Annotated in this window: 28 protein-coding genes and 1 pseudogene; 26 read left to right on the plus strand and 3 right to left on the minus strand. The window is 48.8% G+C overall.

Going from position 1 to position 26,968, the window contains the following annotated elements:
- Positions 1-173: 173 nt before the first annotated feature.
- Positions 174-338: pseudogene (locus BUB44_RS15110) on the minus strand (ISLre2 family transposase); the annotation flags it as partial.
- Between the two features lie 624 nt (positions 339-962).
- Between BUB44_RS15110 and BUB44_RS10035 the strand changes: the two are divergent.
- The 23 genes from BUB44_RS10035 (at position 963) to selB (ending at position 24,182) form a co-directional block, all read left to right on the plus strand.
- On the plus strand, positions 963-2,156 hold the full coding sequence (locus BUB44_RS10035; RefSeq protein WP_073165854.1) for an HD domain-containing phosphohydrolase: 1,194 nt from the start codon (positions 963-965) through the stop codon (positions 2,154-2,156).
- Between the two features lie 312 nt (positions 2,157-2,468).
- Positions 2,469-3,212, plus strand: coding sequence for an STAS domain-containing protein (locus BUB44_RS10045; protein WP_073165860.1), 744 nt, complete (start codon positions 2,469-2,471; stop codon positions 3,210-3,212).
- Positions 3,202-3,585, plus strand: coding sequence for an STAS domain-containing protein (locus BUB44_RS10050; RefSeq protein WP_073165863.1), 384 nt, complete (start codon positions 3,202-3,204; stop codon positions 3,583-3,585). The genes BUB44_RS10045 and BUB44_RS10050 overlap by 11 nt, the downstream gene beginning before the upstream one ends.
- Positions 3,578-4,033: an anti-sigma regulatory factor gene (locus BUB44_RS10055; RefSeq protein WP_242655949.1), complete on the plus strand. Its 456-nt coding sequence runs from the start codon at positions 3,578-3,580 to the stop codon at positions 4,031-4,033. Before BUB44_RS10050 ends, BUB44_RS10055 begins: the two co-directional genes overlap by 8 nt.
- Positions 4,030-4,641, plus strand: a complete 612-nt coding sequence (locus BUB44_RS10060) for a PP2C family serine/threonine-protein phosphatase (RefSeq protein WP_073165865.1) — start codon at positions 4,030-4,032, stop codon at positions 4,639-4,641. Before BUB44_RS10055 ends, BUB44_RS10060 begins: the two co-directional genes overlap by 4 nt.
- Before the next feature lie 82 nt (positions 4,642-4,723).
- Positions 4,724-5,455 carry a GGDEF domain-containing protein gene (locus BUB44_RS10065; protein WP_242655950.1) on the plus strand — a complete coding sequence of 244 codons (732 nt, stop codon included), beginning with the start codon at positions 4,724-4,726 and terminating at the stop codon, positions 5,453-5,455.
- Between the two features lie 540 nt (positions 5,456-5,995).
- On the plus strand, positions 5,996-6,226 hold the full coding sequence (locus BUB44_RS10075; protein ID WP_073165873.1) for a helix-turn-helix domain-containing protein: 231 nt from the start codon (positions 5,996-5,998) through the stop codon (positions 6,224-6,226).
- A gap of 678 nt (positions 6,227-6,904) precedes the next feature.
- Positions 6,905-7,375: a hypothetical protein gene (locus BUB44_RS10080; RefSeq protein WP_073165876.1), complete on the plus strand. Its 471-nt coding sequence runs from the start codon at positions 6,905-6,907 to the stop codon at positions 7,373-7,375.
- Between the two features lie 110 nt (positions 7,376-7,485).
- Positions 7,486-7,782, plus strand: coding sequence for a hypothetical protein (locus BUB44_RS10085; RefSeq protein ID WP_131821617.1), 297 nt, complete (start codon positions 7,486-7,488; stop codon positions 7,780-7,782).
- Between the two features lie 240 nt (positions 7,783-8,022).
- Positions 8,023-9,180 (plus strand): LysM peptidoglycan-binding domain-containing protein, encoded by a 1,158-nt coding sequence (locus tag BUB44_RS15115; protein ID WP_114362154.1) that lies wholly within the window; start codon positions 8,023-8,025, stop codon positions 9,178-9,180.
- Positions 9,181-9,270: 90 nt separating this feature from the next.
- Positions 9,271-9,459, plus strand: a complete 189-nt coding sequence (locus BUB44_RS10100) for a ferredoxin (protein ID WP_027356356.1) — start codon at positions 9,271-9,273, stop codon at positions 9,457-9,459.
- Positions 9,460-9,667: 208 nt separating this feature from the next.
- On the plus strand, positions 9,668-10,819 hold the full coding sequence (locus tag BUB44_RS10105) for a glycosyltransferase family 4 protein (protein ID WP_073165885.1): 1,152 nt from the start codon (positions 9,668-9,670) through the stop codon (positions 10,817-10,819).
- Between the two features lie 228 nt (positions 10,820-11,047).
- Entirely contained in the window at positions 11,048-13,141 is a 2,094-nt protein-coding gene (locus tag BUB44_RS10110; protein ID WP_131821618.1) for a hypothetical protein, read from the plus strand.
- Between the two features lie 168 nt (positions 13,142-13,309).
- Positions 13,310-13,705 (plus strand): adenosylmethionine decarboxylase, encoded by a 396-nt coding sequence (gene speD, locus BUB44_RS10115; protein ID WP_027356355.1) that lies wholly within the window; start codon positions 13,310-13,312, stop codon positions 13,703-13,705.
- A gap of 173 nt (positions 13,706-13,878) precedes the next feature.
- The gene (locus BUB44_RS10120) at positions 13,879-14,631 is read left to right on the plus strand and encodes a heptaprenyl diphosphate synthase component 1 (RefSeq protein ID WP_073165890.1); all 753 of its coding nucleotides are present in this window, start codon (positions 13,879-13,881) and stop codon (positions 14,629-14,631) included.
- A 20-nt stretch (positions 14,632-14,651) separates the two neighbouring features.
- Positions 14,652-15,374 carry a demethylmenaquinone methyltransferase gene (locus BUB44_RS10125; protein ID WP_073165893.1) on the plus strand — a complete coding sequence of 241 codons (723 nt, stop codon included), beginning with the start codon at positions 14,652-14,654 and terminating at the stop codon, positions 15,372-15,374.
- Between the two features lie 15 nt (positions 15,375-15,389).
- On the plus strand, positions 15,390-16,826 hold the full coding sequence (locus BUB44_RS10130; protein ID WP_073165896.1) for a menaquinone biosynthesis decarboxylase: 1,437 nt from the start codon (positions 15,390-15,392) through the stop codon (positions 16,824-16,826).
- Complete coding sequence (locus tag BUB44_RS10135) at positions 16,816-17,694, plus strand: UbiA-like polyprenyltransferase (protein ID WP_073165898.1); 879 nt, start codon at positions 16,816-16,818, stop codon at positions 17,692-17,694. Before BUB44_RS10130 ends, BUB44_RS10135 begins: the two co-directional genes overlap by 11 nt.
- A gap of 43 nt (positions 17,695-17,737) precedes the next feature.
- Positions 17,738-18,844: an aminofutalosine synthase MqnE gene (gene mqnE, locus BUB44_RS10140; RefSeq protein WP_073165901.1), complete on the plus strand. Its 1,107-nt coding sequence runs from the start codon at positions 17,738-17,740 to the stop codon at positions 18,842-18,844.
- The gene (locus BUB44_RS10145; protein ID WP_073165904.1) at positions 18,841-19,695 is read left to right on the plus strand and encodes a menaquinone biosynthetic enzyme MqnA/MqnD family protein; all 855 of its coding nucleotides are present in this window, start codon (positions 18,841-18,843) and stop codon (positions 19,693-19,695) included. Before mqnE ends, BUB44_RS10145 begins: the two co-directional genes overlap by 4 nt.
- Positions 19,696-19,700: 5 nt before the next feature.
- Positions 19,701-20,750 (plus strand): cyclic dehypoxanthinyl futalosine synthase, encoded by a 1,050-nt coding sequence (mqnC, locus tag BUB44_RS10150; protein WP_423219788.1) that lies wholly within the window; start codon positions 19,701-19,703, stop codon positions 20,748-20,750.
- A gap of 79 nt (positions 20,751-20,829) precedes the next feature.
- Positions 20,830-22,257 (plus strand): L-seryl-tRNA(Sec) selenium transferase, encoded by a 1,428-nt coding sequence (gene selA / locus BUB44_RS10155; protein ID WP_073165910.1) that lies wholly within the window; start codon positions 20,830-20,832, stop codon positions 22,255-22,257.
- Complete coding sequence (gene selB, locus BUB44_RS10160) at positions 22,254-24,182, plus strand: selenocysteine-specific translation elongation factor (RefSeq protein ID WP_073165912.1); 1,929 nt, start codon at positions 22,254-22,256, stop codon at positions 24,180-24,182. Before selA ends, selB begins: the two co-directional genes overlap by 4 nt.
- 46 nt (positions 24,183-24,228) lie before the next feature.
- On the opposite strand, the gene BUB44_RS10165 is transcribed toward selB, so the two are convergent.
- A complete protein-coding gene (locus BUB44_RS10165) occupies positions 24,229-24,675 on the minus strand; it encodes a PPC domain-containing DNA-binding protein (protein WP_083543199.1) in 447 nt (148 codons plus the stop codon).
- A gap of 96 nt (positions 24,676-24,771) precedes the next feature.
- The gene (locus BUB44_RS10170; protein ID WP_073165915.1) at positions 24,772-25,005 is read right to left on the minus strand and encodes a DUF1657 domain-containing protein; all 234 of its coding nucleotides are present in this window, start codon (positions 25,003-25,005) and stop codon (positions 24,772-24,774) included.
- 131 nt (positions 25,006-25,136) lie between these two features.
- On the opposite strand from BUB44_RS10170, the gene BUB44_RS10175 reads away from it, so the two are divergent.
- From BUB44_RS10175 to BUB44_RS15410, 3 genes are read left to right on the plus strand one after another with little or no spacing between them, the layout of a single operon-like run.
- Entirely contained in the window at positions 25,137-26,273 is a 1,137-nt protein-coding gene (locus tag BUB44_RS10175; RefSeq protein ID WP_073165918.1) for a class I SAM-dependent methyltransferase, read from the plus strand.
- A 14-nt stretch (positions 26,274-26,287) separates the two neighbouring features.
- A complete protein-coding gene (lpdD, locus tag BUB44_RS10180) occupies positions 26,288-26,698 on the plus strand; it encodes a prenylated flavin chaperone LpdD (protein ID WP_073165958.1) in 411 nt (136 codons plus the stop codon).
- Between the two features lie 50 nt (positions 26,699-26,748).
- On the plus strand, positions 26,749-26,901 hold the full coding sequence (locus tag BUB44_RS15410) for a hypothetical protein (RefSeq protein WP_157832971.1): 153 nt from the start codon (positions 26,749-26,751) through the stop codon (positions 26,899-26,901).
- Positions 26,902-26,968: the final 67 nt, after the last annotated feature.

Consider the following 26,968-nt stretch of genomic DNA (forward strand, 5'->3'; position numbering starts at 1 on the left):
GCCGCCTCGCCCGTGTATCCCTGCACCGGCTGCTGCCGGTTCCTATCAAGGCCGAGCGAAGTGAGCCAGGCAAAATTTTCGTCTCATTAGGGGGCATCAATGCTGGTTATTTTTATTCTGCAGTGGGTCAATTTTATTTGCACATAGTGGGTCAATTCTATTGACAATCAACAATCGAGCTGTTCCAGTGCCCAGGTGAAAATTTGGTTGCAGACCTTCTGACAAAGTTCATGGATGCCTTTCTCAAGTTCATAGAAGTCCTTGCAACTACCAAGTAATTCAATCAGACCCTTAACGAAAAGAAGGACTGCACCCACTATTTGGCGAATATTTAGCATGAGACCTCATACTCCTTTAGCTTGATTTCTGGTGTTTTTGGGGCGCGTGAGGTCTCATTTCTTTTTCAGGGGGCTGATCCCCTTCTGGTGCCTACTGAAATTTTACACGGCCATTGAAAAGAAGAGGGAGAAAGTAGAGCATCGTGAAGGAAGAGCATTTTTTTTGTCGAATAAAGCTCGGGTAAAAATACTGCCTCCGGGAGAGCAGGCCCGGTTAAGGCCGGGGATTAAATAAGGGGTCTTTAGTTTCCTGCAGGTAATCATTATTTGCGCAAAAGAAAAAGACAGGAACGGGGATGATTTCCATGGTGCAGAGGAAAAAGAAGCTTAGCTTTAGAACGTGTGTTGGGGGGGGGGGGGGGTAAGGATACCCGGTTATACCATAATATACCTCATATGGATTGTTATGGCGCACATCCTCCCCCGCGTCTACCTGCGTTTCCTACCTTTTTCCCCCTGATTTTCATTCGTCAGGTAATTTCCCAGTATAATTTCCCTGATGCTTGAGGTATTTCCGTGTAATCTATACTTAACTGTGTCATATCAAAACCAGGCTGATACACTGTTGCCTGTGCATTCATCCAGTTGAGAGTATTAGACATACCCATGGGAGTGAAGGTTGAAGTGAACAGCGAGGAAAGGGTTGTCCCAGCTCAGAGTCAGGAGAAAAATTCCGGGACAGCCCCGGATACTAACTGGCTTAAGGCCCATATTCTGATTACCAGAGAAGTAAATCATCTCCTTCTTGAGGTTCGCGAGGAGAGCGAGCTGTTTAAGCGCATTTGCGAGCTTCTCGCCGGGCTCGAATTTATCAGGTTTGCCTGGATTGTTCTTGCCGAGAAAGAGACATTTGGCGTGACGCCCATTGCCCACAGCGGTTTTGAGAACGGCTACCTGCGTTCAGTAAAGGTTACCTGGGACGACAGCCAGGCGGATCCCGGACCGACCGGCGCAGCCATCAGAACGGGCGAGCCCGTAGTGGTGAGGGACATATGTGGCGACCCGCGGCATGCGCCCTGGCGCGAGGAAGCGGTACGCCGTGGCTATGCGTCAAGCGCGGCTGTTCCCCTGGTGCACGAGGGCGAAGTTGTGGGAATCCTTAATGTTTATTCCCACCTGCCGGACGCTTTTGACCCCGAAGAAATGGCCTTTCTCGCCGAAATTGCAGGCGACATTGCCCTTGGGATCAAGAGGCTACGCCTAGAAAGAAAGCTGGACGAAACGGTCGTCCGGCTCCGGCAGATGCTGTACGGTACGGTGGAGGCTCTCAGCAGGATGCTGGAACTGCGGGACCCGTATACAGCCGGCCACCAGATGCGGGTGGCGCGGCTGGCCTGCGCCATCGCCCGGGAGATGGGGTGGGCGGAAGACCGGGTGGAGGGCCTCCGGCTCGCCGCGTTGCTGCATGATATAGGCAAAATGGCCATTCCGGCAGAGATCCTCACCGCACCGCGCCGGTTGACGGAACCGGAGTTGCAGCTGATCAGGTTACACCCGGTGCTGGGGTTCGAGGTGCTTAAGGGGATAGAGTTTCCCTGGCCGGTATCGCAGGCAATGCTGCAGCACCACGAGAGAATGGACGGGAGCGGTTATCCGAACGGGTTGCGGGGAGAGACCATCATTCCCGAGGCCCGGATTCTGGGTGTTGCCGACGTGGTGGAATCCATGGCTTCGCACCGGCCCTACCGGGCCGCCCTGGGTATGGAGGCCGCCCTGGAAGAAATCAGCCGGAACAGCGGCATCCTTTACGACCCGCAGGTGGTGGAGGCGTGCCTGGTCGTCTGCCGGAACAACCCCGGCGTCCTGGTGCAGGATTAAACTGGCGTTTATCAGGTTGGTGACGGAGGTGTTTCTCCGGGCGGGGTACAGGAAGGCGTTAATGAACGGCGGCGTTATTCTTGACGGTAACTTCAGACAGTGGTTTAATTGAGTTAGAAGTAATCATGAAGGCCGGGTTGCAAGAGAGAAACGTAGCTGCAGGGAAGTCAGGGTTTTTCCCTGCAGTTTTTCTCATTAATGGAGGCGTTTTGAAAGGGCAGCTCCTGCGGGAGCTTCCGGCAGGAAAACAAGGAATTATGTCGAAATAGCAAAAAATGGTCTTCAGGCTACAGGCTATGGAGGGAAGTATTGATGGATGCTATTAAGGTGACGGAAATCGTCAATGGCCTCACGACAGACGGCAGGCAAAAAGACCTGTGGTGCCGGGTTATGGAGGAAGCGCTAAGCAAAAAAGCAGCAGACGGCTTATTTGAAGCCCTGCGGTCATTAATTGAAGAATTGGGTGAAGAAGAAGTAGGGGCGAAAATACTGCATATTGCAGAAGAACATGCTTCTTTCCCGGCTGTTGATATACTCCGGGCCGCATTGAAGGTTTCCGGGGAGATACGGCGCGAAAATGAGCATATTTTAATGCAGCTCCGCCAGATGCTTTCGGAGCTGGCCACCCCAATAATTCGTATATGGACTGATATTTTACTGGTGGCCATGATTGGAAACCTGGATGGCCAGCGTGCCCAGAATATCGCGGAGAGATTGCTGAACAGGGTGAGTTCCGTCAGGGCGAAAGTGGTACTGGTGGATGTTACGGGTGTCCCCATGATCGATACGGTGGTCGGGGGATTTCTTATGGAGATGTTTAACGCCATAAAATTTCTAGGTGCCGAGGTCATTCTTACCGGTATCAAGCCGGAGGTTGCCCATACCCTTGTCAAACTGGGAGTAGACTTCCAGATGGTTACAGTCGCCAGGGACCTGGAGGATGCTCTCCGCCGCGGGATAGCCATAACCATGGAAGAAAGGAAGAGGCGCAGGCAGCTTGCCCTAAGCCTGGCGGGCGGCAGGCTGGAAGAAAGCGGTGAAGATGATGAGCTTTGAGGACAGGGTTGTGCCCATTATGCAGGTGGATGGCTACCTGCTGGTGCCCATCCAGATCGACCTGGACGACAGAACGGTAGGACGGCTGCAGCAGCAGCTTTTGAAGGAAATCGAGCGGACGAGGGCCAGGGCGATTATACTGGATGTAAGGATGGTGGAAGTGATTGATAGCTATATATCATACACCCTTTCTGAAACGGCTGCTATGGCCCGCCTTATGGGGTGCCGCACTGTATTGTGCGGCATTCAACCCCCTGTAGCTTTGACTCTGGCCCAGATGGGTGTCACGCTGCAGGAGGTCGCGGTGGCGCGGAATCTGGAACATGCCCTGGTACTGGCCGGCTCTTTCCAGGAGAGGGATAAAGGTGTATGAGGAAAAAATAACCTCCATAATTGAGGACCCGGCGCAGGAATTCGATATAGTGGTCCGCATTACTCGAGAGGAAGACATTGCCGTAGCGCGGCAGATGGCCAAACAACTGGCCCAGGAGATCGGCTTTTCCCTGGCCGATGTTACTAGGATAGCCACTGCGGTTTCGGAGCTGGCCCGGAATATCTACCGGTACGCCAGGCAGGGCAGGATAATGATAAGAAAGCGGCTGGAGGACAGGGACAGTCCGGGCATTGAAGTAATTGCTGCCGACCGCGGCCCCGGTATCCCTGATGTCGAGCTGGTCTTGATGCGGGGCTATACCACCTGGGAGCGCAGTCTCGGTATAGGCCTTTCGGGAGTAAAACGTCTGATGGATTCCTTCGCCATTCACTCCGAAGTGGGTAAGGGGACGGTGGTTATTACGGAGAAGAGGAGGCGTACATTTTGACTTTCTCTAAACAGGCCACGGCGTCCGGCCACGGCTGGGAGGTCTGGTCGTGCTGGAGGCCGCGGACAGGCTATCCGGTGGGCGGGGACCTTTGTTATGCATATAAAGGAAATGATAAACTTTTTATTTCGGTAGTGGATGTGCTGGGGCACGGTGAAGAAGCTCATCGCTGTGCGGAAGGGCTGCACAGAGTTCTGGAAGAACGTAAAGAAGACCTGCCGGGTGTGTACGGTGATATCGAAAGGGTCGCTGCCAGAATCCGGGGATGTACCCTCTTCCTCGGTACCCTGGACAATGCGACTCTAAGTTATATCATGGTGGGGAACATAAGGGGCTGGGTGATTGGTGATAAAAGGTTGGAGTTTTTGCCGGGGCAGCCCGGGGTGGTGGGAGGGCGGAAGCTTGTGCCGGTTATCCGGAATGTAAGGATTGATGATTATTCTCTTGTAATAGTATGTTCTGATGGAATAAGGCGTAGCTTTGTGCCCGACCGGGGTGACGGGCACCTGTGGCGACAGGATGGTCTATACCTGGCGGTTACGATAATGGAGAAATATGGTGTTCCGGAAGACGATGCCAGCGTACTGGTGGGGAGGAGGTGCACCTGAGTTGGCTTCAGAGGCCTTTTATAATACTTATAAAAATTACCTTGAACGATATGTATGTGAGGGTGGAACCGAAGGAGTACTCGTGGAAGCCTATCAGGACCTGACACACAGCCTGGATGAGAAACATGTTCAGGCGGCAAATATTCTGGATATCCACACCAGGGCACTTCGGGAGGTAATGGGCATCCGCCGGGATAGCGATCCTGTCCAGTGGATATACATAGATCGCGCTACGGAATTCCTGGCTCAAATACTGGTTGTCATTGATAGTTTTCTTCTGCAGCTTAAAGACAGGATAGAACACGACCCGCTTACAGGATTGTATAACAGGCTCGCTTTATACCCGTTATTGAACCAGCTCCTTAGAGAAGCTCAGAGGAAGGAAAAGCCGCTGGTGGTTGCCATGCTGGATCTTGATGATTTTAAAGTGATAAACGACCGGTTCGGCCACCATGCGGGTGACCAGGTTTTATGTGCTGCGGCCGGCATTATAAAGAAGGCTTTGCGGGCTGCGGATAAGGTGGTTCGGTACGGTGGAGAGGAATTTATAATTATGCTGCCGGATACCAGCCTGAATAGATCGCAGATTGCCCTGGAGCGTATAAGATCCCAGATAGCAGGGCAGAGGTTATTGCCAGAAATGGACGTGGTTGTCACGGCCAGTATTGGGGCTACGGAATATAGCGGCAGGGGAACTGCCAGTGTAAATGACCTGATAGCTCAAGCTGACAGGGCCATGTATAAGGCAAAAAAGGAAGGGAAAAACATGGTGGCTTGTGTTGAACCTGAGTCTCCAGGAAAACAGGAGGAGTGATTAACGTGACCATAGAAGAGCTGCGCAGGCTTCCGGAAGCCATTTCCCAGAATTCCCCGGCTTCTTCTATTGTTTTAAAGTCGGGGATTTTGTTTTTCGGGGTCATTTTTTCCAGCTTTCCTCATTCCAGACAAGTTGAGATATGTACATCTGGAACAACACGGCTGGACTGGCTATTTTAAATATTGTACCATGTATTGTTAATGGAGGCAATCAGCGGTAGGCCACTTGTGCTTATAACCGGTGGTTGGAAGACCGCCGATATGGCCATCGCCACCCTGGTGTAAAGGGTAAAAAAGCCGCCTCCGGCAGGACCTATTTTTCAGGATCCCGGGACTGTTGTATTTGCTACTATAAAACTGATCCATTTTTAGCCCCTGTGATATTGTCAAACTGATCCACCCTGGAAGACGTGGTAGACAAAATGATACTGTGAAACTGATCCACTTTGGCGAAATTGCTGCTCTGAAACTGATCCACTTCCTTCAATAATCCCCTATACTGGATGTACATTCATCCGGGTCTGGGGGGAGAAGGGAAGTGATTGAAATTAATCTTTACGAACAAATCAGGTACCTTTATGCCGTGGAAAAACTTTCTAAAAGAGAAATTGCAAGAAGATTGGGCGTATCCCGCAATACCGTCAAGCGTTACTGTGAAGGTGAAAATGTACCCTGGGAAAGGAAACGCCGGCAGGGTAAATGCCCGGTTACCGACCCCATTAGAGAGACCGTTAAAGAGTGGCTGGAATCAGATAAGGAGTGGAAATGACCACCATAAAGATATTTCAGAAACTCAAGATATTCGTAAATAATTGACTATTTGTATTGGCCAGACCGGAGGAACTGGTTCCCCTGGGAAGGTGCAAACCTTCCCAGTACTTTAGGGGTCCTTGCATACAGTTCACCGGACACCCCGAGGATCAGGTGCCTCTGGCTAAAAGGGGGGATTCATCGGTACCAGCACCTATATGGGCTTACCCGGTACCCGCTAAAATGTGGAGATCAGGGAACGAGACCTGTCTGCCGGCGAAGGACCGGGGGGCCACCGGTATAACCGGCACGAAAAATTACTCAAGACCATTAGAACCAATCGTGCCGGAGGTAGATGCCAATTCACTGTTCTGAACCCGGTAAGACGGTTCCGGCTAAAGGGACTGGATAAGCTGGGGCTGCCGGCAATTGCATATCGGTTTGCTTTGAATTGGGGTAGCTTCTTCCCTGCCCGAGCTACATCAATTCGACTCTTGCCTGGCAGATCAATTAATGGGCTAATGGCTATGGCATGGCGTTCTGTTACGCTCTATAAAAAGACCATCATGTTAGATATTGGTAAAACGGTGGAAGTGGATCACTTTTACTTTATCATTGGTGGATCACTTTCACATTATCAGGTGGATCAATTTTATATTGACAAACGCAGATAGACGAAGAAAAGCAGAGGATCCAGTTGAACCTGGCCGCTTTTTACGATGAACTGCCGGAGTATGCCGAAAAGAGTTCGGACAATTCGCTTTTTACCCTTTCTCCCATGTATTCGGCCACCCTGCGAGCTTTTTTGACCAGTAATCTGAGCATTTACCCCGCAGTCCGGGGGCAATGCATCGGCCCCTTGAGTTTTGGGCTCAAGATAACTACGGAAGACTTAAAGCCAATTATCTGCAACGACGAAGTGCGGATGTTTTTGTTTGATTTTATCGCCCGGAAGGTGAACGCCCAGGTGGAACAGTTGCGCGCTGTTCACCCTGCTGCCTTTGTCTGGGTTGACGAGCCGGGATTGGAAATCCTGTTCAGTTCCTTTACGGGCTACCCCAGCGACCGGGCCAAGGTGGATTTTGCGGAGTTTCTGGCCCAGGTCAAGGGTCTAAAGGTGTCCACCTGTGCGGCAACCCGGACTGGTCCTTCCTCCTCGAGGGCCTGAATCTGGATATTTTATCGGTCGATATTTTTAGCAACGGTTATATTTTTACCCGTTACACCAGGGAAATAAAGAAATTTCTGGAGGCGGGCGGAATCTTATGCTGGGGGATAGTGCCGACCCTAACGGAAGAGCTATCGGCAGAAGATGTCCTTTCACTCACGGCCAGGCTGGAGGGTTTCTGGATGGACCTGGCGGGTAGAAATATTTCCCTGGAACTCATCCTGGACCGTGCCTGGCTCGCCCCGGCACGCTGCTGCCTGGTTAACGCGGATGGGCACGAAACGGTGGAGAGAGCTTTTACTGTCCTGCGAGAAACTTCAGGATATTGCGGGAAAAATACGGACTTAACTAGGCAAAACAAGCGGCAGCCTAAACCCGGGAAATCATTAAAAAATCAAGGTTGTTAGGATGGGGTTTTTGAATCGTACAGCTTTGGTAAGAAAAGGCCTGCGAGGACAGTTATGCAGGCCTATTTTTATAGCCTATTTTTATAAAGGTTGGGGTAACAACCCGGATTTTATAAATATAAGCGCCCCCTTAATCAGAAAAAATACCAGCCGCATATTTATCTTACATGAGATACAGTCCCTGTTAACAATTGAAGGAGGAGTAAAACCTTAAAACTTTTAATAGGGGGCTGCGATCAAATGGAAAGATATAACAATCTGCAGTGGGAAGCCAGGATTAACCGGACACCGGTACTGGTGGGAAGCGGGAGAATTATCAAAGAACAGGAAAATGTGGTAGCAGCTGCCAGGGTTCGCTTAATTGTTTTAGTACCTGAAAATAATACTTATCGTACACAAAGCACTGTAGATGTATCTGCAGAGGTATTAAGCCTGGCAGTAGGGATGGGGAATTTTATGCCGGATCAAATTGTTGTGGGCACTCCGGACAAAATCCTGACCTGGTCGGGCCGCGGAGAAGTCATTATTCCTTTCTGGAGCACTCCACCGGAACAGGGGGCCCGTTTTGTCAGTTTGGCCCTTGGAGATGTAAATGGAGACGGGCGTTCAGAAATTGTGGCTGCTGCTGAAGGAGCACGCGCTTTTTATGTTTATGAGCAACCACAAATACTAGAAGCAGGAATGAGTTTGCAGTTGCTTACCATTCACCTGGTACCCGGAGTACCACAGAAGGTAACTATAACCAGGCGAGAAAGGGCTTTACCCTTAATTGCTGTTGCCTTCCAGGAAGCAAACAACTGGGGTATGGGAACTTTCTTCTTCACCGAAAGGGGGTTTGAAGCCGGACCATACCTGGAACGTCTTCCTGCCGGGGTAACGGCCATAGTATCCGGCAGGTTAACAGGCACCCCCGGGGAGGATATTTCCTGGGGCGGTAATGACGGGAGAATCAGAATAGTAAAAGTGGCAGAAACCCTTTCTACTGTATTAACCACGGATAACCTTGGAAGTATTATTTCAGCCCTGGCTGTGGGGAGGTTCAACGGGCGAGAAGTTCTGGTGGCGGGAACACCTGAGGGATATGTTTTTATCTATCCTTTACCGGTAACTTCTCCATCCCCAGAAAGGATGATAAAATTAGAAATTCCCGTAAATACCCTGGCCATAACTACCAGCGGCCGGCTGGTAGTGGGTAGTCAGGAAGGACGAATAAAAGTAATCGGGACGAATAATGGATTGTCCTTTTTTACATACCGGGTACGCCCTGGGGATACCCTGTGGTTATTAGCCCGCCGGTATAATGTTGCGGTAGAGGAAATTATACAGTTTAACGGGTTAACCAATCCTGATCGTATTTATCCCGGGGAATTCATAAACATTCCATTACGGAAACACTGAACCCTTACATAAGCATAATTCATCATTATTGGGAGAAAGAATATAGGAGAAAGTATAGTGTCTTTAAAATCATAATGGGAGGTGATGTTCGTGCGTGTTGAAGTGGACCAGGATTTATGTATTAGCTGTGGTACCTGCGTGGACACCTGTCCCGAAGTGTTTGATTGGAATGATGAGGATAAAGCCCATGCCATTGTAGATGAAGTACCTCCCGAGTTTGAAGATCAGGCCCATGAGGCGGTAGAAAGTTGCCCCACCAATGCCATTTCAGAATATTAAGTAGAAAGAGACAGGCAGCCTGCTCAAGGAAATGATCCCGCTACGTTCCACTGGTTTCACGTAGCCCAAGTCCACTGGGAGCACGGTTTTAATACCGTGCTTTTAATTTAAGGAGGTTTAAATCATTATTTAGCGAATATTAACGGGGCAAATGTGAAACAACATTGCTTAATGGAAAAACAATAAAAACTATAAAGGAGAAATATACGTGCGGAGAAGGAAGGTACTGCATGTTATCCGCCCGGCTAAAGGGGGCATGAAAAATCATCTAATTTCCCTTTTATCCCTGGGGGATAAAAATTTTTTTGAACCCCTGGTAGCGTGTCCTCCAGGAAATATGGCCCGGGAAATTAAAGAACTGGGGATAAAAGTTTTTCCCATACCTCTGGTGGGAGAAATCTCGCCCCGTTCTGACTGGCGTGTCGTGCGACAGCTTGTGGATATCCTGACAGCTGAAAAGGTTACCATTTTACATGCCCATAGCTCCAAAGCAGGGTTGGTTGCCCGGATAGCAGCCAGGATAGCCCGTACTCCTGTTGTTTTCATGACCGTTCATAATTCTATTTTCTATGAATTTTGGCCATCCTGGAAAAAGACCATTTATGCCCTGGGAGAAAAGTTCCTGGCCCGCTATACCCATCGCATTTTAACAGTGTCTGAAGCGCTAAGAGAAGAATTATTAATAAAAGAAAAGCTACCACCGGAACAGGTGATTACCATACATAACGGTATAGATCCGGCCCTTTATAGTGATGAGGTTGATAGGGTGGCAGTATTGCGTTCTTTAAGCCTTCCACCTTCTGGCCCGCTGGTAGGAACCATTGCCCGTCTGGCACCACAAAAAGGGCTAACGAATTTCATTCAAGCTGCAGCTATTCTATGCAGTAAACATCAGGTTAATTTTATGATTGTCGGAGATGGCCCTTTGCGCAAAGCCCTGGAACAGCAGGCAAACTTCCTGGGGCTTAATGGACGGTTATTTTTCACCGGAGAACGGAAAGATATACCCCGGATATTAGCTGCCATGGATGTCTTTGTTCTACCTTCAATCACCGAAGGATTGCCTCTTACCGTCCTTGAAGCTATGGCGGCGGGAAAACCTGTAGTGGCTACCCGGGTAGGTGGCTTGCCAGAAATAGTATTAGATGGAGAAACGGGACTGCTGGTACCGCCCCAAGATCCCCGGGCACTTGCTCAGGCCATAGAACACCTGCTCTTGAAGCGTAAAGAAGCAGAAGAAATGGGCCAGCGTGGCAGAAAAAGGGTTATCCGGTTCTTTACTGTAGAAGCAATGGTACGTAAAATTGAGGAGGAGTATAAAAGTGCCCTTTTAAACCTGGGTTTATTATCTGCCCGCTAAAAGTTTAAATTAATGAGTTATAACCAGTTATTGAATCCGAGGTGACAAAAATTGCAAGCAAAAAGGCCAATTTTTGTATTTTTTATCTTTATTATTACCATTTCATTAGTAATTTCCTTCCAGCCGCCCCTGCAGGCCGGAAATATGCCGGCACTGGAACTTGCCGCTCCTGCCCATGATAAACAGGTTAAACCAATTTTACCCTCTGATCAGGGCAGGAGGGTAATCATGGTTATTGTAGATCGATTAAATCTCGACGACTTAAAAAACTTGAGTGATCTGCCCTATTTGCAAAAGCTGCTGCAACAGGGTGCCCTGGGTTTGATGAACGGCAATACGGCGGGTGTTCAAACTCCAGAAAATTGCTATGCCACCATTGGAGCAGGTGTGCATATTACTGCTAATGGGACGGCATTTTGGGGATTTAACGCCCGGGAAAAATTAGAGAAGGGTACAGCCGGTGAAGAGTTTTACCGGCGTACAGGCCTGGTTGCTGAACCAGGCTCGCTGGTTCAGCTGGGTATTGTACGGATCCATAAACAGAATCAACGATTACCCTATAAAGCTACAGCTGGCGCTTTGGGTTCTGCTTTGCATAGAGCAGGCCTGAAAACTGCTGTCCTGGGGAATGCTGATGTTCCCCAGGGGTTGCGGCGTGAAGCATTAAGTATTGCCATGGACGAACGCGGTATAGTGGACTACGGCAATGTAGGAGCAACCATGCTGGTCAGCGACCCTTCTTTCCCGGGTGGAATGCGAACAGGATATGAAAAATTGCTACAAGCTTTTGATCGCCTGCCACAGGATACTGCCCTGGTTGTTCTGGAAACAGGAGATCTTTCTCGATTGGAGGAGATGCGTACTGATACCCGTGATGATGTATTTAACATGCAGCGCCAGCTTACATTGAAAAGATTAAACGAGCTGGTGGGTAACCTTGTATCCCGTCTCGATACTCAACGGGATCTGTTACTGATTCTTTCACCTACATCGGGAAAAAGCGATACTGAAAATCCTCAATACCTTACACCTATCATAGCTTATGGAGCAGGAGTTACTCCCGGCCTGTTGTCCTCCCCTACTACCAAAAGGGCTGGCATAGTAATGAATACTGATATTGCACCGACGGTCTTACAATTCCTGAATATAGGAATACCTGGAGAAATGACCGGCCAGCCCATGCATATTACAGGCCGCGAAAAGGTGGAAGTCAATGTCCTGAACCGCATGTTAAATCAGCTTACCATTACTTACAATATCCGCCCGGGTATACAAAAAGGTTATATATTTTACCAGCTTATCCTTCTGCTGGTTTCTCTGTATTGTATTTTCTGGCGGCGTAAAAAGTTGGGGCGGGTTTTGGAGCCTTTTCTGCTCTCGGTAATGGTGGTACCCCTGGTTTATCTTTTATTACCCCTGTTGCCTCAACCAGCAGGTTGGGTTGTTGTTCTGGAGCTATTAATATTAACTGTTCTTATAACCCTGTTCACCATATTTATCCATCGCCAGGGCCTGCTGGATCCCTTTATTTTTCTTTGTTTTACCAATGCAGGGATCATATTACTGGACACTATGCTGGGGAATCCCCTGCAGAAAACATCTATTATGGGTTACGATCCCATCGTGGGTGCCCGCTTTTATGGTATCGGCAATGAATACATGGGCATACTTATAGGTTCTATAATTATAGGTTCCACGTCCCTTTTAACCCGTTTCCCCCGCTGGCGAAAGTTCCTGATAATTTTCATTGGAGGGCTTTATCTTACTACCATTTATATACTTGCAGCTCCACAGCTCGGTACCAATGTGGGGGGGACCATAGCAGCTACTGGCGCTTTTCTTACTACTCTTATCTTACTCTGCGGCCGCTCCTTATCGATTAAAAATGTTGCCCTGATTATTCTGGGTGTTGTGGTGGTACTGGTAGCGTTTATGACCTATGATCTCAACCGTCCTTCCTGGCTACAATCTCATATTGGCCGTAACACAGCCCTGGTTTTACATGGTGGCTGGCCCGTGGTGCTGGACATCATTCAACGCAAGTCGGAACTTAACATTAAACTGGTCCGCTATACTATCTGGAGCCGTATTTTCCTGGCCAGCCTGGGCAGTCTGGTGTTGCTCTTCTATCGCCCGGTGGGGGTGATGGCAGCTATCAGGAACAAATATCCTGATCTCTTCCGCGGCTTTATAGGTGTTACCACAGCCAGTATTCTGGCCCTGATTTTCAATGATTCAGGTATAGTGGCTGCTGCCACCACCATGGTTTTTGGTGCCCCACCCATGGTTTATCTGGTACTTAAAGAAATTGATGAAAAATAACCAGTTATGTAAAAGATATCCTCATGAAGACATCTAAAATTTTATTTGACAACAGCAAATCTTATGCTACAATTGAACTTGATTGGAATTGGCCAATCCTGACAAATGTCGAGTTTGTCAGGTGGTTGGATTCCAAAATATTTTTGTCAAAGGGGGAAGATAACTACGATGAAACACTTGGGCCGCCATGTCTTGGCTGAAATTTATGGCTGCGAGTTTGAACTTCTCAACGACATTGAAAAAGTTGAAGAAATTATGGTCAATGCAGCCCTGGAAGCAGGAGCAGAAGTGCGGGAATGTGTTTTTCATAAGTTCAGCCCGCAGGGAGTCAGCGGCGTGGTGGTTATCTCCGAATCTCACCTGGCCATTCACACGTGGCCGGAACTGGGCTATGCTGCGGTTGATGTTTTTACCTGTGGCGATAGGGTCAATCCCTGGGACGCTTGCAACTACCTGACCAGCCAATTTCGTGCCAAGCACATGTCGGCCAGAGAAACCAAACGTGGCATCTTTCCCGTCACGGAAGAAGAAGAGGCTGATCATCAGGTAGCTGTAAATCTTTAGGAGGGGGATTTTTATTAGTACCCGGCTAACCAAGGGCTAGTGAGCCTTGCGATCTGAAAAAGATTGCAGGGCTCACTGCATTTTCGCATACTTTTTCAGCATTTCTTAGCAGGGAGGAAATTTTTTAGCCGCAACGAATCAATACTATGGTAAGGTAATTAAGGAGGTTTATTATGTTCGACCGGGTGCTCGCCCCCATTAAAACAGAACTTCAGCAAGCTCAAAATATACTGGCCAGGTCATGCCAGATACGGAATATATACCTGAGCAGGTTTACCCGCCCGGTAGCCGATAGCATTCATAATTTTATTCGCCCTGCTCTGGTGCTTCTATCAGCCAGATTATTTGCCCCTTTAAATATGCAGGCTGTAGCTCTGGCGGCTGTAATCCAGCTTATTTACCTGGCTACATGCCTGCATCGCAACGTGCAGGAGAATACCGTTTCCGGGAGCCCCAGAGATGGTTACCAGTTTCCGGTACTCGTGGGAGATTATTTTTACAGCTGTTTTTTTACTTGCTTATGCGAACACGGTATAATTAAGTACTTAGAACCACTTTCAAAAATTATCTGTGAAATAAATGAAGGCGGCCTCCTGCGCATTAAAAATGAGGATGAGCTGCAAAATACGGATTTGCTCAAGCAAATAGTTTTTAAAGAAACAGCTATTCTTTTTGGTGGGGGCTGCCGCCTGGCCGGTGACCTGACAGGTGCCACAAAAAAGGAGCAGGATGCACTGGAAAAATTGGGAGTAAGTTTTGGCATGGCTCTTGGATTGAGTGAATACGCCCTGGAAACCGGCAATTATTATAAGGAAGCTCTAACGGCCTTAACCAGCTTGCCACCTGGGGAAAATCGTGATGTCCTGGAAAAATTGATTTGTTTTATTCTAGAGCAAAATATGGGGTTGGCTTTACAGTTTAAATAACTTTAGAAGGAGCTAGATTGATGCACATCCCACCACCTTACCGGAGTAAGGAAGAATACGTTCATGCAATTTTTTCTTCCATAGCACATCGCTACGACTGGTTAAACACTGCCCTGAGTTTTAACCGGGATAAATACTGGCGTCGTTTTGCCGCCGCTCAAACCGGATTGCAACCGGGTGGTTGCGGGCTGGATGTATGCTGCGGGACAGGAATGCTCACCATCGAGCTGGCACGCCTGGCCGGACCCGGGGGCCGGGTTATAGGGCTGGATTTCTGTGAAAAAATGCTGCTTAAGGGCAGGGAAAACGTTAGCAAAACCCCTTATTCCGGGCAGATCCAGTTTGTACAGGGAAATGCTGTTGACCTTCCCTTTCCTGATAATACTTTTGATTGTGCCACCATTGGCTTTGCCCTGCGCAATGTACCGGATATACGAAAAACTATCAGTGAAATGGCGCGGGTGGTTCGGCCGGGGGGGAAGGTGGTTTCTCTGGAATTGTCCAAGCCCAGCTTGCCTGTTTTCAAGCAACTTTATTATTTTTATTTCAACCACCTGGTGCCTTTGCTCGGCCGTCTGGGAGTAGGTTTTGATGGTCCATACAGTTACCTGCCCAATTCCTTAAAAGATTTTCCACACCAGGAAGAAATAAAGGAACTCTTCCGTGAAACAGGCCTTGCTGACGCCCGTTATTACGAACTGACAGGAGGAATAGTTGCCGTACACGTAGGCACCGTAACTTAACCTGGAGGTAACATTATGGCTTATAAAGATTTGCGAGCCTTCATTAATAAGCTGGAACAAAAAGGTTTATTAAAAAGAATTACTACAGAAGTTGATGTGGAACTGGAAATAACAGAAATCACCGACCGGGTATGTAAAGCGGGCGGGCCGGCATTATTATTTGAAAATGTTCGCGGATACAACATGCCTGTGCTAACCAATGCCTTTGGTTCGCTGGAGCGAATGTGCCTGGCCCTGGAGGTAGAAAATTTAGATCAGATCGGCGAAGAACTGGTCGATATACTGCAGCCTGACGATTTGCCTGTAACTTTCCTGGACAAGCTAAAAGCTATACCAAAACTTGCTCGTTTGTCTTCATATTTACCCAGAAAAGTTCAATCCGGTCCATGTAAAGAGGTAATTCTGCGGGAAAATCCTTCTCTCAAGGAACTCCCAATTCTCAAATGCTGGCCACTGGATGGCGGTCCATATATTACCCTGCCCCTTGTTTTTACCAGGGATCCAGTTACAGGTCAGCGCAATGTGGGTATGTACAGGATGCAGGTTTTTGATGAACGTACCACCGGTATGCACTGGCACATCCATAAGGGGGGAGCAGAACATATCAGGAAATATTCAGGACCCATGCCCGTAGCGGTGGTTATAGGTGCTGATCCGGCAGTTATTTACGCTGCTACAGCTCCCCTGCCTTCCGGTATAGACGAAATGCTCTTTGCCGGTTTCTTGCGTAAAGAACCGGTGGAGCTGGTACGCTGCGAAACTATAGATCTGGAGATCCCGGCAAATGCTGAAATAGTACTGGAAGGTTACGTGGATCCACGGGAGACCCGCCTGGAAGGTCCCTTTGGCGACCATACGGGTTACTATTCACTGCCAGATCACTATCCGGTCTTCCATTTAACCTGTATCACCAGGCGCAAAAATCCCATCTATACCGCAACCGTAGTGGGCAGGCCACCAATGGAAGACGCTTACCTTGGGAAAGCTACGGAACGTATCTTTTTGCCCCTCATCCGGTTACAGCTGCCGGAGATTGTTGATATGAATATGCCCTTCGAGGGAGTGTTTCACAACTGTGTAATTGTTTCCATCAGGAAACAATACCCCGGGCAGGCTAAAAAGGTGATGTGTGCCCTGTGGGGAATGGGCTTGATGATGCTGGCCAAGCTAATCATTGTGGTGGATGAAAACGTTGATGTCCAAAACCTTTCCGAAGTAATGTGGAGGGTATTTAACAATGTCGATCCCCGGCGGGATGTCCTGATGGTAGACGGCCCGCTCGACGCTCTGGATCATGCTTCGCCCCTGCCTCTCTATGGTAGTAAAATGGGAATTGACGCTACGCGTAAAGGTCCCGGAGAGGGACATTTGAGGGAATGGCCTCCGGATATAGAAATGGATGAAAGCATTAAGGAACTGGTAAACAGGAAGTGGGCAAGTTATGGCTTATAGGGTAGTATATAAAACACGCGTTATTCTAGAAATGATCAAGTTTGAACATACCATATTTGCCCTTCCTTTCGCTTATGTGGGCGCACTGCTGGTCCAAAAACAAATACCAGACCTGCATAACCTGCTCTGGATAACCCTGGCCATGGTGGGAGCCCGCACCGCTGCCATGTCTCTTAACCGGTTAATTGACCGTCATATAGATGCCCTGAACCCCCGTACAGCCAACCGTGCGCTGCCCCGCGGGCTGGTCAGGGTAAAGGAAGTATGGTTGCTGGTTATTTTGTCCTTTGCCCTGTTGCTTTTCTCGGCCTACCAGTTGAGTCCTCTGGCATTTAAGCTTTCTCCCGTTGCTGTGGCGGTACTTTCTTTTTATTCATATACCAAGCGTTTTTCCTGGACCTGCCATCTTTTTCTGGGCCTGGCCCTGGGGCTGGCCCCGGTAGGTGCCTGGATTGCTATCGCCAACCGTTTTGATCTGGCCCCTATCCTGCTCGGTCTGGGAGTTCTTTTTTGGGTGGCGGGTTTTGACATTATCTACGCCTGTGATGATTATGATTTCGACAGGAAATATGGGATTTACTCCATTCCAGCTCGTTTTGGTCTGGAGCGGGCCTTATTAATTTCTGCTTTCTTTCATATCATTGCTCCTTTGTTTTTTGTGGCCGTATTTTTCGTATTGCATCTGGGTTTGTTTTACCTGATAGGTGTGCTGATTGCGGTAGTTCTATTATTCAAGCAGCATAAACTGATATCCCCCCATGATCTTTCCCGTGCCGGGGTGGCGTTCTTTAATCTTAACGGAACATTAAGTATGGTAATGTTTATCTTTACCCTTATAGATGTGCTCTTTCCTTTGCACCTTTTTTAGCCGGAATTAGCCAATTTAAATCAGGGAAAGGGAGAATGAGGTTATGAATAATTTCAATGTTTCTGAGGAACTAAAAGACATCGCCGAAAAAGTACAAGCCGGGGAGCGTTTAAGCTTTGAGGATGGGGTGCGCTTATTTAAATCGAACGACCTTTTAACCATTGGTTACCTGGCAGATCTGGTTCGCCGGCGTAAAAATGGAGACCGGGCTTTTTTCGTTGTTAACAGGCATATTAATCATACCAATATTTGTATTAACCGTTGTCCGCTGTGTGCCTTTGGCAAGGACCCGGGTGATCGGGGAGCCTACACCATGACCCTCGACGAAATAGAAAGCCGGGCAAAGGAATGTCAGGGGCAGGGTGTCTCGGAAATACACATTGTAGGTGGTTTGAATGAAGCCCTGGACCTTGAATATTATCTGGAAATGATACGCCGGACACGGCGGGCTCTGCCGGGAGTATTAATTCAGGCTTTTACGGCTGTGGAGGTAGATTATCTGGCCCGCAGCAACGGTATTTCCCTTAAAAGAACCCTGGAGCTGCTCAAAGAAGCCGGGCTGGATTCTCTACCCGGTGGGGGGGCTGAAATTTTTGCCCCCCGGGTTCGGGAGCGGATTTGCCCGCGTAAAATTAGCGGGGAGCGCTGGCTGGAAGTGCATGAAACGGCTCACAACCTGGGCATACGGACCAATGCTACCATGCTTTACGGTCATATCGAGACCGTCGAAGAACGGGTAGAACACTTAATCCGTCTCCGGGAACTGCAGGACCGTACCGGTGGTTTTTTGGCGTTTATACCACTGGCGTTTCATCCCAAAAATACCGGCCTTGAATCCCTGGAACTGACCGGCACCACCGGCTATGAAGATTTAAAAGTGCTGGCCGTTTCACGACTCATACTGGATAATTTTGATCATATCAAAGCCTTCTGGATCATGATCGGTCCCAAACTGGCACAGGTAGCCCTCTCTTTCGGGGTGGACGATTTGGACGGCACGGTAGTAGAGGAAAAGATTGCTCATGATGCAGGTGCGGAAACTGAACAGCATATGCCCCGGGAAAAGCTCATTAAAATGATCCGGGCGGCGGGGCGGATTCCGGTAGAACGGGATACCCTGTACAATGTACTCTGGGAGGGGTTACAGTGACGTGGTTAAGCCTGGGGCAGATAGAATACCTGAACTGCCTGCCTGTCTATCATGCGCTGGAAGAAGGATTGATCCCGTTAAACGGTGAACTGGTTAAAGGACCTCCTACCAGGCTAAACCGCATGTTTTTAGAGGGCGTTCTCCACTGCACCCCTCTTTCTTCCATTGAATATGCGAAACACGCAGGGGATTGTTTCATTTTACCCCACCTGTCCATAGCGAGCGATGGAAGAGTGGCCAGCGTACTTTTTTTCAGCCACCTCCCGGTTACAGAACTGGAAGGAAAAAAAATATGTGTAACCACAGCTTCGGCCACTTCAGTAGTTTTGTTAAGGATTCTTTTTGAACATTATTATCATGTGGAAGTGGAGTTTCACCCTGTAAAAGCAGATCTTAAAACCATGCTGGAGATGGGAGAAGGTGTTTTACTCATAGGGGATAACGCCATGCAGGCTCACCAGCTGGTGATCAGGGAAGGCTTACCGGTATTTGTTACCGACCTGGGCCAGGCCTGGAAAGACTTTACAGGAGAAAAAATGGTTTATGCTTTATGGGTAATCAGAAGGGAGTTTGCCGAAGCCCATCCCCAGGAAGCCAACGCTATGGCCGAATTATTATATAGCTCATTAAAGATAGGGATGAATAACTTACCCGTATTGGTTAAAAAAGCCCACCGGCGAACGGGATTGCCTCCTCAGGTGCTGGAAGATTACTTCCATACCATTCGTTACAATTTTGATGACAGCTACCGCCGCGCATTGCTTACCTTTTATGATTATGCCTATAAGAGTGGTATTATTGAGGAACGGGTAAAGCTTTTTATCTGGGGTGAAGATACGTGCCAGGGGTAACATATTTGCTGGAGAAAGCTGCTGCAGGAGAAAGGCTTTCCCTGGAAGAGGGGGTAGAAATTCTTAAAAAGGCCGACCTTCTGGCTCTGGCCAGGGCAGCAGATCAGGTACGCCGCAGGTTGCACCCGGATAACCGGGTGACTTTCATTATTGACCGGAACATTAATTATACCAATATATGCCAGTGCCGGTGCCGGTTTTGTGCATTCTACCGCCGGCCACAGGATCCCGATGCTTACGTTATTACTCAGGAAGAACTTTTTCAAAAGATTGAAGAAACCATCCAGGTGGGAGGAACGGAGCTGCTCATTCAAGGAGGCCTGCATCCCGATCTGGATCTGGAATATTATCTGGACATGCTGCACTCAATTAAGGAACGCTTTGACATCCATATTCACTCTTTTTCACCGCCGGAAGTAGTGCACATGGCCAGAAAGTCCGGCCTGCCTGTGAAAGAAGTACTGGTTAGATTAAGGGATGCGGGTCTGGACTCCCTGCCCGGTGGAGGGGCAGAAATACTGGTGGACCGCGTTCGCCAGCTAATAAGCCCGAATAAAATTACCTGGGCCCAATGGATGGAAGTGATGCGCTGCGCTCATGATCTGGGCATGAAAAGCACCGCCACCATGATGTTTGGCCATGTGGAAACCCTTGAGGAACGGGTACTCCATATGGTACGCATTCGCGAGCTTCAGGATGAAACCCACGGGTTCACTGCTTTTATTCCCTGGAGTTTTCAGCCCCTGAATACAGAACTGGGAGGGGAAACAGTAACGGGGGTTGAATACCTGCGTACCCTGGCCACAGCCAGGTTAATGCTGGATAATATACCCAGTATACAAACGTCCTGGGTCACCCAGGGAGCTAAAATAGCCCAGATTTCGCTTTTCTTTGGGGCCAATGATTTCGGGAGCACCATGCTGGAAGAAAATGTTGTCCGGGCAGCGGGAGCTAATTACCGCGTACCGCTGCACGAGATAATCAGGTGCATCAAAGAAGCTGGTTTTACCCCGGCCCAGCGGACTACTTTATACGAGATTATACGGGAATACTGAGTTATAACTCCCGGCTTGCCTTAAAGGAGCCGTTTACCCTATAATTTTAGGGATAACATGAGCGGAGGAAAACAGGCCCATGGAAAATAAAGAAGTTTTGCGCAAATTGCCGGCTGTGGACGAAATACTGCGCCGGCAGGAAATTGCGGACCTGCTGGTTGAGAACCCGCGCAACCTGGTGGTGGAAATAATCAGGGACGTTCTGGATCGCTGGCGCCAGGTTCTGCTGACAGGTGAAGTAAAAGAGGAGACGGGGCGTGCAGAAATTACTTCCCTTGTCGCAAAAGAAGTAATCCGGGAAACCGCTCGCCGCTCCCGGCCAAGTTTACGCCGGGTGATCAATGCTACCGGAGTGGTATTGCATACCAACCTGGGCCGGGCTGTACTGGCCCGGGCAGCCCGGGCTGCAGTGGAAATGGTCGCTTCCGGTTATTGCAACCTTGAACTGGATCTCCAGAGCGGCCGCCGGGGCTCCCGTTATGCTCACCTGGAAGCACTGCTTATCAATCTGACCGGTGCGGAAGCGGCCATGGTGGTGAACAATAACGCTGCAGCCGTTTTACTGGCTTTGAGCACGCTGGCCAGGGGGCGGGAGGTTATTGTCTCCCGCGGTCAATTAGTGGAAATTGGCGGTTCTTTCCGTATCCCTGAGGTAATGGCTCAAAGCGGCGCCATCCTAGTGGAAGTGGGAGCAACCAATAAGACCTATCCCGATGATTATCGCCGGGCTATTAACGAACGAACTGCTCTTCTCCTGCATGTTCATACCAGCAATTATCGTCTGGTGGGATTTGTCCGGGAAATTACCGTTAAAGAATTGGTTGCGCTGGGTAAGGAATACGGGCTGCCGGTGATGAGCGACCTGGGCAGCGGCTTTTTGGTGGACCTTGGCCAGCTGGGGCTCCCCGCAGAACCAACGGTACAGGAAATTGTGAGCTCGGGTGTAGATGTAGTTACCTTTTCCGGTGATAAACTTTTAGGAGGTCCCCAGGCGGGTATTATTGTTGGCCGGCGCCAGTTTATCGAAAAAATGAAGAAAAATCCTTTAACCAGGGCCATACGTATCGATAAATTTACTGCTGCGAGTCTCGAGGCTACCCTTCGCCTGTACCTCGAACCGGCAAAAGCTCTGGAACAAATACCTACCCTGCGAATGCTTACTGCAGGGCTGGCCGAACTGGAGGATCGGGCAAGAAAGCTGGCAGAACAGATACGCCAGAAGGTGGGAAATAAAGCTACTATTGAGTTATTACCTGTAATATCCCGGGTGGGAGGAGGAGCCATGCCCACAGCTGAGTTGCCCTCCATGGCTGTGAGCATACGGCCCGGGCAAATTGATAGCGAAAATCTGGCCAGTATCTTGCGGAACGGTGAACCAGCAATTATGGGGCGTGTGCAGGACGAACGGTTACTCCTGGATATCCGCACCATTTTACCCGGGGAAGAGGAAATCTTGATTCAAGCTATTACGGCAGCATTTCAAGCCGTAGAGGAGGTCGAAAAGTGACCCATTTAATTATTGGAACCGCCGGTCATGTGGATCACGGCAAAACAATGCTGGTCAAGGCTCTTACCGGGGTGGATACGGATCGCTTGAAGGAGGAAAAGGAACGGGGAATTTCTATTGAATTGGGTTTTGCTTCACTAACCCTGCCCAGCGGCCTGCAGGCAGGTATTGTAGATGTGCCGGGTCATGAACGGTTTATCAAGAATATGCTGGCCGGTGTAGGCGGAATTGACCTGGTGCTTTTGGTAATCGCTGCAGATGAAGGGGTTATGCCCCAGACAAAAGAACATATGGATATCATCCAGCTTCTGCAAATACCACGAGGAGTGGTGGTAATAACCAAGGTAGATCTGGTGGATCGTGAATGGCTGGATCTGGTACGGGAAGAAATTAGAGATTTTCTCAAGGGTACCACCCTGGAAGATGCGCCTATGGTAGAGGTTTCCAGTATCACCGGCCGGGGGTTGGATGAACTTCTACGCGCCATTGATCTGGTCGCACAAAAAGTTAAGGAAAAGCCGGCTACAGGACACGTACGCCTGCCCGTTGACCGGGTTTTTTCGGTAACTGGCTTTGGTACTGTTGTCACCGGTACCTTATGGAGTGGCGTTTTGCATACCGGCGATGCCCTGGAAATCATGCCCCGCAGAATTGCTTCCCGGGCGCGTATGCTCCAGGTGCATGGGCAAAAGGTGGAGAAAGCCCGTGCCGGGCAACGGGTAGCAATAAATCTGACCGGTGTGGAAGTGGAAGCAGTACCCCGCGGAAGCGTTGTAGCCACTCCCGGCATCCTGACCCCATCCTACCGCATGGACGTTCGCCTGATCCTGCTGGAATCAGCCAGGCCGTTGAAGAACCGGGCACGGGTACGCATGCATCTGGGTACAGCAGAGATTATGTGCCGGGTAATTCTCCTGGATCGAGAGGAGCTGGTTCCCGGGGATACGGCTCCTGCTCAGCTGGAACTGGAAGAACCTGCGGTGGCCTTACAGGGGGACCGGTTTGTAATCCGTTCCTATTCGCCGGTACGCACCATTGGTGGCGGTAAAATTATTGATCCGGTAGCACCTAAACACCGGCGGATGCGCACGGAAGTAATTGAAAAGCTCTTAACCAGGGAAAAGGGGACACCGGAAGAAATCCTGCTTCAGCAGCTTAACAGCCAGCAGAATATTTTAACGGCTGAAGAGCTGGCCAGGGCGAGCGGGCTGGACGAGCAAGTCGTAATAGAAACCATGCAAAATCTGGCCAAGAAAAACCTTATTCGCACCATATTTCTGGAGAACCAGGTATCCTATCTTCCTGAGGAAGTTTACCAGCAGTGGGCGGAAAAAATTCGCTCTGTAGTCCAGGAATACCACCGGGAATTTCCATTGCGGGAGGGCTTCCCCAGGGAAGAGATGCGCTCCCGTTTCTTTGCCCGCATGAATAATAAGCATTTTCAAGCCCTTCTTCAGGTCATGGAAGAAGATAACCTGGTGAAGTTGCATGCCCAGGAGATAGCTCTTCCTGAATTTACCCCTCAACCAGAACGCAAACTGGAACAAAAGATAAGGTATTTACTTGAGATATACAAAGAGGCGAATTACCAGCCGCCTGCGTGGATTGAAGCAACCCGCCAGGCCGGGTTAGATGGCCCGATGGCTCAAGAAATTCTACAGTACCTGCTCAAGAAAGGCCTGCTGGTACGGGTAGCCGATGATCTTTATTTTCATGCAGAGTGTTTGGATAAAGCCCGGCAGGAGCTGATTAATTACTTGCGGGAAAAAGAGGAAATAACGGTGGGAGAAACCCGGGACTTGCTGCAAACGTCGAGAAAATATGCCTTACCCCTTCTGGAGTATTTCGACCGTGAAAAAACCACCAAACGGGTAGGCGATAAGAGGGTCCTAACCAAAATGGAAAAACAAAAAATCCGGTTATAACCAGATGGTTACAACCGGCCATTCCCCCTGGCCTCCGGAAAATATTTTACTGGTTGTCCATAGGCCACAGGTACAGCCCTGTTGCTTCATCGAAGACCCGTTCAAAATCCCGTTCCTGTTCATGAAGGAGTTCGGTAATCACATATTCACAGGCGAAGACCTCCGTACCTTCTGCCAGATGGCCCCCAATCATACTCCCATCCGCGGACATCAGTGCGATGTGAGCATGAACGAAAGGCTGCCCATCCTTTAGGGAAATATTGCCTTCCAGGCTGATTATTTCACATGGATTGTTGAACTCCAGGTATTTATAAGTTCTTTGTTCCTGATGGTAAAATCCCAGCCGGGCGCGGGTAACTGCTCCTATGGCCCGTATCACCCCCAGCCGGATATTTTCATGTACACAAAGCTCGGTTAGAGATATCAGCAAATCTGTTCCCTTACTCAGTCTTCCCATGAGCATGCGTCCACGGCCCACCGGTTGTATAAGCACAGGTACTTATCCTCCCACCTTGAATTAATTTAACTTAAAGAACATGGAGGACGCGGAAAAACCCGTGTCCTCCACCCAGTTTGCTTGCTTGTACGGCTATTGCTGGTTTTGTTGCTGCTGTTGTTGCAATACTTTATACTGTGGCTCCTGCTGTTCAATGTAATTAACCCTTCCGCGCAGGCCTTTACAAATGTCCTCCAGCTGCTGGGAATAGCTGGCAAACATTTGTTTGGCCGTCTGATCCTGGGTGTCCAGGGAGAAGGACTTTAAGTTAGCAGCTGCACTTTCCAAAGAGGCCAGGGTTTGATGCATCTTTTCGCCAACAGTCATAATTTTACCTCCTTCTTTTTAAGAAATTTTCATTACAGCTCTAGTTTGAACACACTTTTAATAAGATATCACCAATTTTTTATGGGTAAATAAGCACTATATAGGACATTTGATAAAAAAAGGTGGTTAATTTGAATCCTTTAGTGGAAAAGTTAAGGGAAATAATTAAAATAAAAGGACCCATTACCTTTAAAGATTTCATGCAAATGGCCCTTTATTATCCGGGTTTGGGGTATTATACCAGTCCGGGAGAGAAAATTGGCCCCCGGGGAGATTTTTACACCAGTTCAGATGTGCATCCCCTTTTTGGAACCATGCTGGCCAGGCAGTTTTACCAGATGTGGGAATACCTTGGGAAACCACAAAGCTGGGCACTCGTTGAATGGGGAGCGGGTAAAGGCCTTCTTGCCCTCCATATCCTGGAAGCCCTGGGCACATCTTTTCCCCTGGCCTGGACAGGTTTACATTACTACATCATTGAAGCTAGCCCGGAAATGATAAAAAAACAGAAGGAATTATTGACCTCTTTCCCGCAAGAAAAATTATCCTGGGTAAACAATCTATCTGAGGCAGGAGATAACGGCCATATAAAAGGAATCATTTTTGGCAATGAGCTTGTGGATGCTTTCCCTGTCCACAGGGTGCGCCAAACCAATTCGGGGTTAAAGGAAATTTATGTTAACTGGGATGAGGGAAGGCTTGTAGAAGTGGAGGGGGAACTTTCCACCCCTCTTTTGGAAGAGTACTTTCAGACTTTCGGTATAAAACTTGTGCCTGGCCAGACGGCTGAAGTTAATCTTGCTGCCAGGGAATGGCTAAGGGAAGTAGCAACTAAATTGGAGCAGGGTTTTGTCCTCCTCATTGACTACGGTATGGAATCCCCGGAGCTGTACCACCCTTCCCGCATGGAAGGCACCCTGCGCTGTTACCGGCAGCACCGCTTAAATAATAATCCTTTAAATAATGTGGGACAACAGGACATAACCGCCCATGTTGATTTTTCCGCTTTGACGCATTGGGGCCGGGAAGCCGGCCTGCTACCAGTTGGTTACACCACGCAAATGGACTTTTTGTTGAACCTGGGCATTCTGGAAGCCATTCCCCGTTCAAAGCCCGAATACGTTTTTGACGCAAAAGCCACGCATACCGTCATGGCTGTAAAAAAATTACTTTTACCCGAAGGAATGGGACGGGTATTTAAGGTTCTGGCATTTGCCAAGGGAGTTAGGAAGCCTGACTTACTAGGTTTTGTTAAGAGAAAAAATTGATTAAGGGGTTTAATATGACTGGAGTTAAAAATCTTTTTTTTATTGCCGGAGAGGGAAAGCACAGGGTGCAGCTCCAGGCAACCCTTACTGGCGACGGCATTATATTTACTCTCCTGGGCGGGGAAAAGCCCCATATTGGTGCAATGGTCATGAGCATTCCCCGCCCCAGCATGGTTGAACCTCGAAAATTAAGTTGTAATTCAATATCAGTACCCAGGCTGGGACATAAGGAGGACGAAATAATAAAACCCCTGGCCGAAAAACTGGCCAAAGCCAGCGGTCAGGTGGTGGTTGCAATTGCTGGACTTCATGTAGAAAATGCGCAAAAAGAAGATATAAATCTCCTAATAGATAATTCCTGGCAGGTTATGCAACAGTTACTAAACGCATTAAACTTTGAAAAAAATAATGCCAACTTTCGTTAGCTTTTTTTTGTACTCCCGGGGACAAAATATTTACCGGGAGGTGAAAAATAATGCTCCGTGATGATAAAACCAGTCGCACTAAAGAGCGTGAAAACGATAATACTATCTGCCCGGCTCTGGAAGGCTCGGCAGGCTGCCCGGCAGATAACACGATTACTTCTGGCTCCTGTACCGAATGTGTTGAAGCAGATGACGACCTTTAAAAATAATGGAACGGGGTTCAAGCCCCGTTCCTTTTTAATATACCGTTTTAATATACCGTCACCGGTA

Origin of the sequence: Desulfofundulus australicus DSM 11792, from assembly GCF_900129285.1 — a bacterium.
Classification (GTDB): Bacteria; Bacillota; Desulfotomaculia; order Desulfotomaculales; family Desulfovirgulaceae; genus Desulfofundulus; species Desulfofundulus australicus.

Bases quoted from the DNA above. Each gene is read 5' to 3' on its own strand.
- BUB44_RS10045 (WP_073165860.1), top strand. From the start codon at position 2,469: ATGGATGCTATTAAGGTGACGGAAATCGTCAATGGCCTCACGACAGAC.
- BUB44_RS10050 (WP_073165863.1), top strand. From the start codon at position 3,202: ATGAGCTTTGAGGACAGGGTTGTGCCCATTATGCAGGTGGATGGCTAC.
- BUB44_RS15115 (WP_114362154.1), top strand. From the start codon at position 8,023: ATGGAAAGATATAACAATCTGCAGTGGGAAGCCAGGATTAACCGGACA.
- BUB44_RS10110 (WP_131821618.1), top strand. From the start codon at position 11,048: ATGGTTATTGTAGATCGATTAAATCTCGACGACTTAAAAAACTTGAGT.
- speD (WP_027356355.1), top strand. From the start codon at position 13,310: ATGAAACACTTGGGCCGCCATGTCTTGGCTGAAATTTATGGCTGCGAG.
- BUB44_RS10120 (WP_073165890.1), top strand. From the start codon at position 13,879: ATGTTCGACCGGGTGCTCGCCCCCATTAAAACAGAACTTCAGCAAGCT.
- BUB44_RS10125 (WP_073165893.1), top strand. From the start codon at position 14,652: ATGCACATCCCACCACCTTACCGGAGTAAGGAAGAATACGTTCATGCA.
- BUB44_RS10130 (WP_073165896.1), top strand. From the start codon at position 15,390: ATGGCTTATAAAGATTTGCGAGCCTTCATTAATAAGCTGGAACAAAAA.
- BUB44_RS10135 (WP_073165898.1), top strand. From the start codon at position 16,816: ATGGCTTATAGGGTAGTATATAAAACACGCGTTATTCTAGAAATGATC.
- mqnE (WP_073165901.1), top strand. From the start codon at position 17,738: ATGAATAATTTCAATGTTTCTGAGGAACTAAAAGACATCGCCGAAAAA.
- selA (WP_073165910.1), top strand. From the start codon at position 20,830: ATGGAAAATAAAGAAGTTTTGCGCAAATTGCCGGCTGTGGACGAAATA.
- BUB44_RS10170 (WP_073165915.1), bottom strand. From the start codon at position 25,005: ATGACTGTTGGCGAAAAGATGCATCAAACCCTGGCCTCTTTGGAAAGT.
- lpdD (WP_073165958.1), top strand. From the start codon at position 26,288: ATGACTGGAGTTAAAAATCTTTTTTTTATTGCCGGAGAGGGAAAGCAC.
- BUB44_RS15410 (WP_157832971.1), top strand. From the start codon at position 26,749: ATGCTCCGTGATGATAAAACCAGTCGCACTAAAGAGCGTGAAAACGAT.